At 56.0% G+C, this 12,170-nt stretch carries 12 protein-coding genes; 8 read left to right on the top strand and 4 right to left on the bottom strand.

Features of this window, described 5'->3' with window-relative positions:
• The first annotated feature begins 6 nt into the window (after positions 1–6).
• The 4 genes from napB (at position 7) to ACA108_16190 (ending at position 2,937) form a co-directional block, all read left to right on the top strand.
• On the top strand, positions 7–444 hold the full coding sequence (gene napB / locus ACA108_16205) for a nitrate reductase cytochrome c-type subunit (protein ID XEX94900.1): 438 nt from the start codon (positions 7–9) through the stop codon (positions 442–444).
• A gap of 8 nt (positions 445–452) precedes the next feature.
• Positions 453–1,055 carry a cytochrome c-type protein NapC gene (gene napC, locus ACA108_16200; protein XEX94899.1) on the top strand — a complete coding sequence of 201 codons (603 nt, stop codon included), beginning with the start codon at positions 453–455 and terminating at the stop codon, positions 1,053–1,055.
• 115 nt (positions 1,056–1,170) lie between these two features.
• Entirely contained in the window at positions 1,171–1,746 is a 576-nt protein-coding gene (gene nudK, locus ACA108_16195) for a GDP-mannose pyrophosphatase NudK (GenBank protein XEX94898.1), read from the top strand.
• A 147-nt stretch (positions 1,747–1,893) separates the two neighbouring features.
• Entirely contained in the window at positions 1,894–2,937 is a 1,044-nt protein-coding gene (locus ACA108_16190; GenBank protein ID XEX94897.1) for a DUF1176 domain-containing protein, read from the top strand.
• An 82-nt stretch (positions 2,938–3,019) separates the two neighbouring features.
• Here ACA108_16190 and tkt read toward each other — a convergent pair whose 3' ends face one another.
• Complete coding sequence (gene tkt, locus ACA108_16185; GenBank protein XEX94896.1) at positions 3,020–5,017, bottom strand: transketolase; 1,998 nt, start codon at positions 5,015–5,017, stop codon at positions 3,020–3,022.
• Positions 5,018–5,036: 19 nt separating this feature from the next.
• Positions 5,037–5,987 (bottom strand): transaldolase, encoded by a 951-nt coding sequence (gene tal, locus ACA108_16180; protein ID XEX94895.1) that lies wholly within the window; start codon positions 5,985–5,987, stop codon positions 5,037–5,039.
• Positions 5,988–6,245: 258 nt separating this feature from the next.
• On the opposite strand from tal, the gene maeB reads away from it, so the two are divergent.
• Positions 6,246–8,525: an NADP-dependent oxaloacetate-decarboxylating malate dehydrogenase gene (gene maeB, locus ACA108_16175; protein ID XEX94894.1), complete on the top strand. Its 2,280-nt coding sequence runs from the start codon at positions 6,246–6,248 to the stop codon at positions 8,523–8,525.
• Between the two features lie 90 nt (positions 8,526–8,615).
• On the opposite strand, the gene hemF is transcribed toward maeB, so the two are convergent.
• Complete coding sequence (gene hemF, locus ACA108_16170) at positions 8,616–9,521, bottom strand: oxygen-dependent coproporphyrinogen oxidase (GenBank protein XEX98133.1); 906 nt, start codon at positions 9,519–9,521, stop codon at positions 8,616–8,618.
• A 5-nt stretch (positions 9,522–9,526) separates the two neighbouring features.
• Positions 9,527–10,396 carry an N-acetylmuramoyl-L-alanine amidase AmiA gene (gene amiA / locus ACA108_16165; GenBank protein ID XEX94893.1) on the bottom strand — a complete coding sequence of 290 codons (870 nt, stop codon included), beginning with the start codon at positions 10,394–10,396 and terminating at the stop codon, positions 9,527–9,529.
• 213 nt (positions 10,397–10,609) lie between these two features.
• Between amiA and ACA108_16160 the strand changes: the two genes are divergently transcribed.
• The 3 genes from ACA108_16160 (at position 10,610) to ACA108_16150 (ending at position 12,122) form a co-directional block, all read left to right on the top strand.
• Positions 10,610–11,035, top strand: coding sequence for a GNAT family acetyltransferase (locus ACA108_16160; protein ID XEX94892.1), 426 nt, complete (start codon positions 10,610–10,612; stop codon positions 11,033–11,035).
• Positions 11,035–11,481, top strand: a complete 447-nt coding sequence (locus ACA108_16155; protein XEX94891.1) for a DUF2919 domain-containing protein — start codon at positions 11,035–11,037, stop codon at positions 11,479–11,481. The genes ACA108_16160 and ACA108_16155 overlap by 1 nt, the downstream gene beginning before the upstream one ends.
• 65 nt (positions 11,482–11,546) lie before the next feature.
• A complete protein-coding gene (locus tag ACA108_16150) occupies positions 11,547–12,122 on the top strand; it encodes an RpoE-regulated lipoprotein (protein XEX94890.1) in 576 nt (191 codons plus the stop codon).
• Positions 12,123–12,170: the final 48 nt, after the last annotated feature.

The raw sequence follows: 12,170 nt of genomic DNA, 5'->3' as shown, positions 1-12,170 counted from the left end.
GACATCATGAAAAACAAAAGGTTATTCCAGTGGATGGCGGCGCTTACCCTGCTGGTGAGCGGGGCGCTGTGGGCGACCAACGGCGTGGATCTCAGCCAGTCGCCGGAGGTCTCCGGCACCAAGCTCGGCACGGTACATATGCCTAAACAGCAGGGCCGCATGGCGCTGAACTATGTGAACCAGCCGCCGATGATCCCGCACAGCGTAGAAGGCTACCAGGTCAGCAAAAACACCAACCGCTGCCTGGCGTGCCACGGGGTGCAAAGTTATCGCACTACCGGCGCGCCTCGCGTTAGCCCAACGCACTTTATGGACAGCGATGGCAAAGTGCTCGCCGACGTGGCCCCGCGCCGCTATTTCTGTCTGCAGTGTCACGTGCCACAGACCGACGCCGCGCCGATTGTGGAAAACACCTTCACGCCGTCTAAAGGCTTTGGGAACTAGAGGCCGATATGGATAAAGCAAACCGTAAGCCGGGCATGCTGCGCCGCATCTGGCAGTGGTGGCGTCGCCCGAGCCGCCTGGCGCTGGGCACGCTGCTGCTGATTGGCTTCGCCGCCGGGATTATTTTCTGGGGCGGGTTCAATACCGGCATGGAGATGACCAACCGCGAAGAGTTCTGCAACGGCTGTCACGAGATGCGTGCCAACGTCTACCAGGAATACATGGAGACGGTGCATTACAATAACCGCAGCGGCGTGCGGGCAACCTGCCCGGACTGCCACGTTCCGCACGAGTGGGGACCGAAAATCATCCGTAAACTCCAGGCCAGCAAAGAGCTGTATGCAAAAGCGTTCGGGCTGATAGATACGCCGCAGAAGTTTGACGATCATCGCCTGGCGATGGCGCAAAACGTGTGGCGAAGGATGAAGAACAACAATTCCCAGGAGTGCCGCAACTGTCATAACTTCGATTTTATGGATTTAACCGCGCAGAAAACCGTGGCGGCGAAAATGCACAATAAAGCGATCAACGACGGTCAGACCTGCGTGGATTGCCATAAGGGCATCGCGCACAAGCTGCCGGATATGAGCGAAGTGAAGAACGGTTTTTAATATCCCCTGACCCTCTTCCATACAGGGAGAGGGTCGGTAAACGTATTCCAAAGAGAGACAAAGCTCACATTCCGGCTTATGATTATCGGCTCCCTTAATCCGCTGCGGAGACCGTATGTCGATACAAATCGAAGTCATCAAAGATAAAATCCTCTCAGATAACTACTTCATCCTGCGCAATATCACCTACGACCTGTCCCGCAATAACAGCGAAGCCATCCGCCATAAGCGCGAAGTCTATGACCGCGGCAACGGCGCGACCATGATGCTCTATAACCGTGAAAAAAAAACGGTGGTGCTGACCCGTCAGTTTCGCGTCGCGACATGGGTTAACGGCAATCCGGACGGGATGCTGATTGAAACCTGTGCGGGCCTGCTGGACGCGGACGAGCCTGAAGTTTGCGCCCGTAAAGAAGCAATGGAAGAAACGGGCTATCTGGTGGGCGAAGTCGAAAAATTGTTTGAGCTTTACATGTCCCCCGGCGGCGTGACCGAGCTGATCCACTTCTACATGGCAGAATACAGCGACGCACAGCGTGAATTTGCCGGTGGCGGCGTGGAAGACGAGGACATCGACGTGCTGGAAATGCCGTTTACGCAGGCGCTGGCGATGGTCAAAAGCGGTGAAATTCGCGACGGCAAAACGGTAATATTGCTGCAGCAGCTGCAATTACGCGGCATCATGGGATAAAAGAATTATTTTTCAATTGGTTAGATTAATCATTTTTTACATGAATCTATCCGACAAATCCGATTGAGACACAGCACTGAGAAGCCGAAGATATCGCCAAAATCTGTACGTTTTTTTCTCTTCGTCTTCTCAGGATATTTGCCGCTCATGTGTTACCGGATGAAATCGCTTCTTCTCTTCAGCTTTTTTCTTGCGACCTCCGCCGTCGCGGCTCCGGCACAAAAATCCTTTACCGACTGGCAGGTCACCTGTAATAACCAGAACTTCTGCAGCGCGAGAAATACCGGCCTTCATCAGGGGTTGGTGATGACGTTAACCCGCAGCGCCGGGGCGCATCCGGATGTGAGCCTGCGCATCGATTTGGGCAATCTTGCTACCGCCGAAAGCAAAGCGCCCCCCATTGCCGCCCGTTTGCTGTTGGACGGCGAAACGCTGCTACTGAATAAAGAGAAATGGCAGGAAACGTCGCACCATCTGGTGACGGGCGATACCGAAACCATTAACTCGCTGCTGGAGACTATCGGCGATGCCAACGCGATCACGCTGGCGGACGGACAGGGGACGATCTCTCTTGTCGGGCTTAAAGCTGCGCTGCTGTTTATTGATAGCCAACAAAAGCGTGTGGGAAGCGAAACCGCGTGGATTAAAAAGGGTGACGATCCTCCCCTGAGCGTTCCTCCGGCACCCGCGCTTAAAGAAGTTGCTATCACCAATCCCACCCCGACCCCCTTCGCTCAGGCTGAACTCAACGATTTGCTGGATTACGGCACCTGGCGCATGAACAACACTCAGTGCTCCCTTGATCCGGCCCGGCGTGAAGTTCGAGTATTTGCGCTTAGCGATGAAAAAGCCCTGATGCTGATTAGCTGTGAGGCGGGCGCCTACAATGTGGTGGATCTCGCGTGGATTGTCTCACGTCAGAAACCGTTTGTGGCCCGCCAGATCCACCTTCGGCTGCCGTTTATGCCGGATACCGGCGACACAGATCTTGAGTTGATGAACGCGGGATATGACGACAGCAACAAAGAGCTGACGACGCTTTCGAAAGGGCGGGGGCTGGGTGACTGCGGAATAACCAGCCGCTGGCGTTTTGACGGCCAGCGTTTCCGGCTGGTGCGGTATGCGGAAGAGCCAGCCTGCGACGGCTGGCACGGCAGCGGAGCGTGGCCGACGCTTTGGGTGACCAAGTAATATTGTCGGATGACGCTGGGCTTATCCGACCTACGGTTTGCTTTGTTGTCGGATAAGCATCAGCGTCATCCGCCGGGCCGTACTATTTTCCCAGCGCCTTTTTAGCCTTGCTCACCACGTTCTCAACGGTAAAGCCAAAGAACGGGAAGAGCTTGTCGGCCGGGGCTGACTCGCCGTAGCTGGTCATGCCGACAATCTGGCCTTTCAGACCCACGTACTTGTACCAGTAATCCGCAATACCCGCTTCTACCGCTACGCGCGCGCTGACGTCCGAGGGCAGAACGGACTCACGATAGCTTTCATCCTGCGCATCGAACACGTCCGTAGAAGGCAGCGAGACTACGCGAACCTTGTGCCCCTCGGCAGCCAGCTTTTCCGCCGCCAGCACTGTAATTTCCACCTCGGAGCCGGTGGCAATCAGGATGATATCCGGCTTGTCGCCGCTGTCTTTCAGAATATAACCGCCGCGAGCAACGGCCTGCAGCTGTTCGGCGCTGCGATCCATCTGCGTCAGATTCTGTCGCGACAAAATCAGCGCCGTCGGGCCACTGTGCCGTTCAACCGCCGCTTTCCACGCCACGGCAGCTTCGACCTGGTCGCATGGGCGCCAGGTGCTGAAGTTTGGCGTCAGGCGCAGGCTGGCAAGCTGTTCAACCGCCTGGTGCGTCGGACCATCTTCCCCCAGACCTATAGAATCGTGGGTGTAGACCATGATCTGCCGGGCCTTCATCAGCGCCGCCATACGCGCGGCGTTACGGGCGTACTCCACAAACATCAGGAAGGTTGCTGTGTAAGGAACAAAACCGCCGTGATGGGCGATACCGTTGGCAATCGCCGTCATGCCAAACTCGCGCACGCCGTAATGGATGTAATTGCCCGCGATATCCTCTTTGATGGATTTAGAGTCTGACCAGATGGTCAGGTTGCTTGGCGCAAGGTCCGCAGAGCCGCCGAGGAGTTCCGGCAGAATCGGACCAATCACGTTAAGCGTATTTTGTGAGGCCTTACGGGTGGCAATTTTAGCCGGTTTGGCCTGCAGGTCTGCAATCAGTTTTTGGGTGGTTTCCTGCCAGCTGTCCGGCAGCTCGCCGTCCATGCGGCGTTTAAATTCGGCTGCCAGCTCGGGATGGGCTTTGGCATAGGCGGCGAATTTATCCTTCCAGGCCGCTTCGGCTTTTTCACCTTCTTCTTTGGCATCCCAAGCGTGATAAATCTCTTTTGGGATCTCAAAGGCAGGGTATTTCCAGCCCAGCTGTTTACGCGCCAGCGCGACTTCTTCTTCCCCCAGCGCGGCCCCGTGCGCCTCTTCTTTACCCGCTTTATTAGGCGAGCCGAAGCCAATCACCGTGCGGCAGATAATCAGAGAAGGTTTGTCCTTAACGCTTTGCGCTTCCTGAACCGCTTTTTTAATGGCTTCCGGATCGTGGCCGTCGATTTCATGCACCACGTGCCAGTGATAGGCCTCAAAGCGTTTGGCCGTATCGTCGGTGAACCAGCCTTCGGTTTCCCCGTCGATGGAGATACCGTTATGGTCGTAGAAGCCGATGAGCTTGCCCAACCCCAGCGTCCCCGCCAGCGAACACACTTCGTGGGAAATGCCTTCCATCAGGCAGCCGTCGCCCATAAAGACGTAGGTGTGGTGATCGACCACTTCATGATCCGGGCGGTTAAACTGCGCGGCCAGGGTGCGCTCAGCAATGGCCAGGCCTACTGCGTTAGCCAGCCCCTGGCCCAGCGGGCCGGTGGTGGTTTCGACGCCCGGCGTATAGCCCTTTTCCGGGTGGCCAGGCGTTTTGGAGTGAAGCTGACGGAAGTTTTTTAATTCCTCCATCGGCAGATCGTAGCCGCTCAGGTGAAGCAGGCTGTAGAGCAGCATCGACGCGTGTCCGTTTGACAGTATGAAGCGGTCCCGATCGGCCCAGGCCGGGTTGGTCGGGTTATGTTTGAGAAAATCGTTCCATAGCACTTCGGCGATATCCGCCATGCCCATCGGCGCGCCGGGGTGGCCGGAATTTGCTTTTTGTACCGCATCCATACTCAGGGCACGAATGGCGTTGGCAAGCTCTTTACGAGATGACATGTTTCACTCCCATGTGTTGTTAAAGTTTGGCGGCGAGTAAATCTTCCAGTTTTCGTTGGTCAACGGCGAACAGACGGATCCCTTCGGCCAGCTTGTCGACCGCCATCGCATCCTGGTTATGCTCCCAGCGGAATTCAGCTTCCGTTAGCGGCTCAGGACGGCGGAAGCCCTGCGAGGACGGCACCAGCTTGCGGATCACCGGCTCTTCGCTCTCCTGGAGCTGCTGCAACAGATTTGGTGCAATGGTCAGGCGGTCACAGCCCGCCAGCGCCAGGATCTGCTCGGTGCGGCGGAAACTTGCGCCCATCACCACGGTGGTGTAGTTATGCTGCTTGAAATAATCGTAGATATTGCGCACTGATTTGACGCCGGGGTCTTCTTCCACCACGTACGGATCCATCGGTTTGCTCTCCTGGTACCAGTCGTAGATACGGCCCACGAAAGGTGAGATCAGGAACACGCCAGCTTCTGCACAGGCGCGGGCCTGGGCTAAGGAGAACAGCAGCGTCAGGTTGCAGTCGATACCTTCTTTTTGCAGCTCTTCAGCCGCTTTGATGCCTTCCCAGGTTGAGGCGAGCTTGATGAGAATGCGCGACTTATCGATACCCTGCTCGGCATAAAGCTCCACCAGGCGACGGGCTTTGGCGATACTTTTCTCTTTGTCGTAAGAGAGGCGGGCATCCACCTCGGTAGAGACGCGGCCCGGAATGCTTTTCAGAATTTCCGCACCAAAATTCACCGCCAGCTTGTCGCTGGCCTCCATAACCTGCGCTTCACGGGTGCCGCCGCGCTTTTTACCGTAGGTCAGCGCGTCTTCGATAAGCCCGTGAAAATGCTCAAGGCCTGCGGCTTTCAGTAACAGAGAGGGGTTGGTGGTGGCGTCCATCGGCTGATAGTGGCGGATAGATTCAATGTCTCCGCTGTCGGCAACCACGGTGGTGAACTGTTTTATGGCGTCTAACTGATTCATGTTTATCTCCTTGAAATACAATGTCTTACTGGAGTGCTCCGTGTCACTCCAGACGGGAATTTATGAAATACATAACTAAAAAGCATAGCAGACGGGCATGGCGTTGCCGCCGATCCGGTAACATAGCCACTATAATTCCCTAACAATTTTGACCCCGGATGTTGATAGTATGGTCATGTTCAAAGTTTAGTGAGCGCGCAGGCGTGATACTACGTGACCTAAACGACCCCTGAGAATGAGCAGAAAAGGAACGACCTAATGGACGAACAGTTAAAGCAAAGTGCCCTCGATTTTCACGAATTCCCGATCCCCGGCAAAATTCAGGTTTCCCCGACTAAGCCGCTGGCAACCCAGCGTGATTTAGCGCTGGCCTATTCGCCGGGCGTTGCGGCACCTTGTCTTGAGATTGAAAAAGATCCGCTTGCAGCCTACAAATACACCGCGCGCGGCAACCTGGTCGGCGTGGTGTCCAACGGTACCGCCGTGCTGGGGCTGGGGAACATTGGCGCGCTGGCGGGCAAGCCGGTAATGGAAGGCAAGGGCGTGCTGTTCAAAAAATTTGCCGGTATCGACGTGTTCGATATCGAAGTGGACGAGATGGATCCGGACCGGCTTATCGACGTGATTGCGGCGCTGGAACCGACTTTCGGCGGCATCAACTTAGAAGATATCAAAGCCCCGGAATGTTTCTATATTGAGAAAAAACTGCGTGAACGCATGAATATCCCTGTGTTCCACGACGATCAGCACGGCACCGCCATCATTTGTACCGCCGCCGTGCTGAACGGTCTGCGCGTGGTTGAGAAGAATATTTCTGATGTGCGCCTGGTGGTATCCGGCGCGGGCGCGTCGGCCATTGCCTGTATGAACCTGCTGGTGCAGCTGGGCGTGCAGAAGCACAACATCGTGGTCTGCGACTCGAAGGGCGTGATCTACAAGGGCCGTGAAGAGAATATGGCCGAAACCAAAGCGGCCTATGCCATCGACGATAACGGCAAACGCACGCTGGACGAGGTTATCGAAGGGGCGGATATCTTCCTCGGCTGCTCTGGCCCGAAAGCCATGAGCCAGGAGATGGTCAAGAAAATGGCCCGCGCGCCGCTGATCCTGGCGCTGGCTAACCCGGAACCAGAAATCCTCCCGCCGCTGGCCAAAGAAGTGCGTCCCGACGCGATTATCTGCACCGGCCGTTCTGACTTCCCAAACCAGGTGAACAACGTGCTGTGCTTCCCGTTCATCTTCCGCGGGGCGCTGGACGTTGGCGCTACGGCAATCAACGAAGAGATGAAGCTGGCTGCGGTACATGCCATCGCCGAGCTTGCTCATGCAGAGCAGAGCGACGTGGTTGCTTCCGCCTACGGCGAAGAAGAGCTGACCTTTGGCCCGGAATACCTTATCCCGAAACCGTTCGATCCGCGTCTGATCGTGCAGATCGCCCCGGCCGTAGCGAAAGCGGCGATGGATACCGGCGTGGCAACCCGCCCGATTCAGGATTTCGAAGCTTATAAAGAGAAGCTCACCGAGTTCGTCTACAAAACTAACCTGTTTATGAAGCCGATCTTCTCCCAGGCGCGTAAAGATCCGAAGCGCGTTGTTCTGGCGGAAGGCGAAGAGGCACGTGTGCTGCATGCAACTCAGGAGCTGATTACCCTGGGCCTGGCGAAGCCGATTCTCATCGGCCGTCCTTCCGTTATCGAAATGCGGCTGAAGAAGCTTGGCCTGCAAATGCGCGCAGGGATTGACTTCGAGATCGTCAACAACGAATCCGACCCGCGCTTCAAAGAGTACTGGAACGAGTATTACAACATCATGAAGCGCCGCGGCATTACCCAGGAGCAGGCGCAGCGTGCAGTGATCAGCAACACCACCGTCATCGGGGCGATCATGGTGCACCGTGGCGAAGCGGACGCGATGATCTGCGGCACCATCGGTGAATACCACGAGCATTTCGAAGTGCTGGAAAAACTGTTTGGCTACCGCGAAGGCGTGAAGGCGGCTGGCGCTATGAACGCGCTGCTGCTGCCAAGCGGCAACACCTTTATTGCCGATACCTACGTCAACGACGACCCGACGCCGGAAGAGCTGACGGAAATCACGCTGCTGGCAGCGGAAACGGTGCGCCGCTTTGGTATCGAACCGAAAGTTGCGCTGCTGTCGCACTCTAACTACGGCTCTTCCAACTCGAAAGCGGCCTGCAAAATGCGCGCAACGCTTGAGATGGTCCGCGCCCGCGCGCCGGAGCTGGAAATTGACGGTGAGATGCACGGTGACGCCGCGCTGGTAGAAAGTATCCGCAACGACCGCATGCCGGACAGCCCGCTGAAAGGCTCCGCGAACATCCTGATCATGCCGAACGTGGAAGCGGCGCGCATCAGCTACAACCTGCTGCGCGTATCGAGTTCCGAAGGGGTGACCGTTGGGCCAGTACTGATGGGCGTTGCGAAACCGGTGCACGTGTTAACGCCGATCGCCTCCGTGCGTCGCATCGTTAACATGGTGGCGCTGGCGGTTGTTGAGGCGCAGACCGTTCCGCTTTAAGGGATTGTGGTGGATGGCGCTTGCGCTTATCCACCCTACCGGACAAGGTTTCGCAGGTCGGATAAGCGACGCGTCATCCGACCAACAAAGCTATACCCACTCTCTGACAGGTAAGAAATCACGATATAAGGCAGCCTCCGGGCTGCCTTCTTCCGGTTGGTAGTTGTACTCCCAGCGCACCAGCGGCGGCATCGACATTAAAATCGACTCCGTACGGCCGCCGGTCTGCAAACCAAACAGCGTGCCGCGATCCCACACCAGATTAAATTCCACGTAGCGCCCGCGGCGGTAGAGCTGGAACTCTCTCTCACGTTCGCCCCACGGCACTGCTTTACGGCGCTCCACGATGGGCAGATACGCATCCAGATACCCGTTGCCCACCGCCTGCATAAAGCTGAAGCAGTGGTCAAAATCCGGGGTGTTCAGATCGTCAAAGAACAGGCCGCCTATGCCGCGCTGCTCGTTGCGATGCCGGATAAAGAAATAGTCGTCGCACCATTTTTTATAACGAGAGAAGACGTTCTCACCGAACGGCAGGCAGATGTCGCGGGCTGTTTTGTGCCAGTGAACCGCATCTTCCTCAAAGCCGTAGAACGGCGTCAGGTCAAAGCCGCCGCCGAACCACCAGACGGGCTCAAAACCTTCTTTCTGCGCGATAAAAAATCGCACGTTAGCATGGCTGGTCGGCACGTAAGGGTTCAGTGGATGCACAACAAGCGAAACGCCCATCGCTTCAAAGCTGCGCCCGGCAAGTTCAGGACGATGCGCAGTGGCTGATGCTGGCATTGCGTCGCCATGGACATGGGAAAAGTTAACGCCCGCCTGCTCGAAGATATTGCCGCCCCGCAGCACCCGGCTGCGCCCGCCGCCGCCGCCTTCACGCTGCCAGCTCTCTTCTTCAAACGCCGCGCCGTCGGCCGCAGCCAGCTGCTGGCACAGGGTGTCCTGCAGCTGTATCAGGAACTGTTTAACGGCGTGGATATCGGGCTTATTCATCATGATTAGCGCTTAATGTGAGCTTTGTGATTATCGAACCAGTTGAAGTAACTGATGATCCCGGATGCGATGGCGTGAGCAATTTTCTGACGAAACGCCGTGGTGCCCAGCAGCTTCTCTTCGCCCGGATTAGTAATAAACGACGTTTCTACCAGTACAGAAGGAATAGAAGGGGATTTCAACACCACAAACGCCGCCTGCTCGGTGTTACGGCTGTGCAGCTTATGCACTGGCTTGATTTGCTTGAGGATGTGCGAACCCAGCGTCAGGCTGTTTTTGATGGTGTCGGTTTGCACCAGATCGAACAGCACCTGCTGAAGATAGTGGTCTTTGTTTTTAACCCGGCTGCCCGCCACGTCATCGGCGGCGTTTTCTTTATCGGAAAGGTATTTTGCCATGGCGCTACTCGCCCCGCGATTGGAGAGGGCAAACACCGAGGCTCCGGCTGCTGACGGGCTGGTAAAGCCGTCGGCATGAATTGACATAAACAGATCGGCACCGTGCTTGTGGGCAATCTCAACGCGATCGTACAGCGGAATGAACTCGTCGCTGCTGCGGGTGAGCTTTGCATCAATACCGTTGTTTCTCAGAATGCTGCGCACGTTTTTGGCGATGGCCAGAACCACGTGTTTCTCTTTTGAGCCGTTATGGCCGATAGCGCCGGTATCAATGCCGCCATGGCCCGGATCTAACATGACCACGCGGCGAGCGCCTGATTTCTTTGCAGGTTTGCTGTGATGAGTCGTGGTTTTAAGGGTTTTGCTTTCCTGGCTTGCCAGCGCCCTGGTTGCGCCGGTTAAGGTCAGCGCCGCCAGACCAGTGAGCAGCACCTGACGACGTGTTGCGAGTTGCGTTAGTGATTTAATTTTACTCATGCGGCAATTATTTATCTTATGAATGTTCGACTGGCATTTATAGCGTATTGCCAGGGCGTTAACGACCGGCGTTTGATCGAAATGTATATCATTTCGTTTCAACCCATTAATTTGCCCTAAGTATGCCATTTTTTAGCTGCTTTTGCGGCAGATATTGGCTTAATGGCCAGTTACCTCCATAATCAGAGTTTTGGGCTAACAGCGGCTAATACCATGGAAATACGCGTTTTTCGGCAGGAAGATTTCGAAGAGGTTATCACCCTTTGGGAGCGCTGCGATCTCCTGCGCCCGTGGAACGATCCCGAAATGGATATCGAACGTAAGCTTCAGCACGATGCGGATCTGTTTCTGGTGGCGGAGGTGGGCGGCGAAATCGTCGGCTCGCTGATGGGCGGCTACGACGGGCATCGCGGCTCGGCTTACTATCTGGGCGTGCACCCTGAATTCCGGGGTCGCGGCATTGCCAATGCATTGCTCAGCCGCCTGGAGAAAAAGCTTATCGCCCGCGGCTGCCCGAAAATTCACATCATGGTGCGTGAAGAGAACGATCTGGTGATCGGCATGTACGAGAAGCTCGAATATGAGCAGCAGGACGTGGTGATGCTGGGCAAACGACTGATAGAAGATCAAGAATATTAATGCCTTTAGCCTATCCACCTTCTGACTACGACGTGCACGGACATCTTAAAGCCCCCGTTCTGTTCTGGTTGATCCTGCTGTTTCAGGCGCGAACCTGGTTTTTGCTGGTGCTGGCGGGGGCTTCCCGGCAGCAGGGCGATGCGCTGCTCGGCCTGTTCTACCCGGACAGGGATAACTTCTGGCTGGGTCTGCTGCCCGGCGTTCCTGCCGCGCTGGCCTTTTTGATTAGCGGGCGGCGGCATTTGTGGCCACGGCTATGGAAGGTCTGGCGCTGGGTGCTGGTCGTCGCACAGCTCGCGGTGCTTGCCTGGCAACTTGTGCTGCTGGGGCAGGGGGAAGCGCTGACCGGCCTGAGCCTCGCTTTACTGATCGGCGACGTCTACGCCCTGTGGTGGCTGTTGACCAGCCGTCGTCTGAAAGATTACTTTGCGTTACGAAGTGAATAACGGGGCACTTTTAAGAAAGTTTGCACTCCAATGCCCGTAATCACGCCAAAACAAAGGATGAACTGATGAAAACGTTGCGCATGATGTTGTTAGGCGTTCCGCTGCTGCTGAGCGGCTGTTCGACAATGTCTGATATGCACTGGTCAAGCCTCTCTCCCATGAGCTGGTTTGGTTCCTCGCTGGAAGTCAGCGAGCAGGGTGTGGGCGGGCTTAACGCCAGCACGCCCATGAACGAAGAAGCCGTCAGTGAAGGACTTAATGATAATTACCGTCTGCGCAGCGGCATGAAAACCGATAACGGCACCGTAGTGCGCTACTTCGAAGCGCTGGACGATAAAACCCTGATGGTTGTCGTCAATGGCGAAAACGGCACGGTGAGCCGCGTTGATGTGATGGATAAAAACGTCAAGGCTGAAAGCGGCGTTGAGATTGGCACACCGTTCAGCGATCTCTATAGCAAAGCGTTTGGCGCCTGTACTAAAGCTACCGGCGACGATGCCGACAGCGTGGAGTGTAAAGCACCGAACAGCCAGCACATCAGCTATTTGTTCAGCGGCGAATGGCACGGCCCACAGGATCTGATGCCAGCCGATGACCTGTTAAAAAAATGGACCGTCAGCAAAATTATCTGGCGTAAATAAATTCGCGCCTGGTTTGCGCCTTCTCAAGAAGGCGCGGCCCTAATCGGG

Origin of the sequence: Dryocola sp. LX212, from assembly GCA_041504365.1 — a bacterium.
In the GTDB taxonomy this organism is placed as follows: Bacteria; Pseudomonadota; Gammaproteobacteria; order Enterobacterales; family Enterobacteriaceae; genus Dryocola.
The sequence above is the reverse complement of the archived record's forward strand: the minus strand, read 5'-3'. Positions and strand labels throughout refer to the sequence as shown.

Excerpts from the sequence above, each read along its gene's own strand:
- hemF (XEX98133.1), bottom strand. The coding sequence starts at position 9,521 with ATGAATAAGCCCGATATCCACGCCGTTAAACAGTTCCTGATACAGCTG.
- ACA108_16155 (XEX94891.1), top strand. The coding sequence starts at position 11,035 with ATGCCTTTAGCCTATCCACCTTCTGACTACGACGTGCACGGACATCTT.
- nudK (XEX94898.1), top strand. The coding sequence starts at position 1,171 with ATGTCGATACAAATCGAAGTCATCAAAGATAAAATCCTCTCAGATAAC.
- amiA (XEX94893.1), bottom strand. The coding sequence starts at position 10,396 with ATGAGTAAAATTAAATCACTAACGCAACTCGCAACACGTCGTCAGGTG.
- napC (XEX94899.1), top strand. The coding sequence starts at position 453 with ATGGATAAAGCAAACCGTAAGCCGGGCATGCTGCGCCGCATCTGGCAG.
- napB (XEX94900.1), top strand. The coding sequence starts at position 7 with ATGAAAAACAAAAGGTTATTCCAGTGGATGGCGGCGCTTACCCTGCTG.
- ACA108_16190 (XEX94897.1), top strand. The coding sequence starts at position 1,894 with ATGTGTTACCGGATGAAATCGCTTCTTCTCTTCAGCTTTTTTCTTGCG.
- ACA108_16150 (XEX94890.1), top strand. The coding sequence starts at position 11,547 with ATGAAAACGTTGCGCATGATGTTGTTAGGCGTTCCGCTGCTGCTGAGC.
- tkt (XEX94896.1), bottom strand. The coding sequence starts at position 5,017 with ATGTCATCTCGTAAAGAGCTTGCCAACGCCATTCGTGCCCTGAGTATG.
- tal (XEX94895.1), bottom strand. The coding sequence starts at position 5,987 with ATGAATCAGTTAGACGCCATAAAACAGTTCACCACCGTGGTTGCCGAC.
- maeB (XEX94894.1), top strand. The coding sequence starts at position 6,246 with ATGGACGAACAGTTAAAGCAAAGTGCCCTCGATTTTCACGAATTCCCG.
- ACA108_16160 (XEX94892.1), top strand. The coding sequence starts at position 10,610 with ATGGAAATACGCGTTTTTCGGCAGGAAGATTTCGAAGAGGTTATCACC.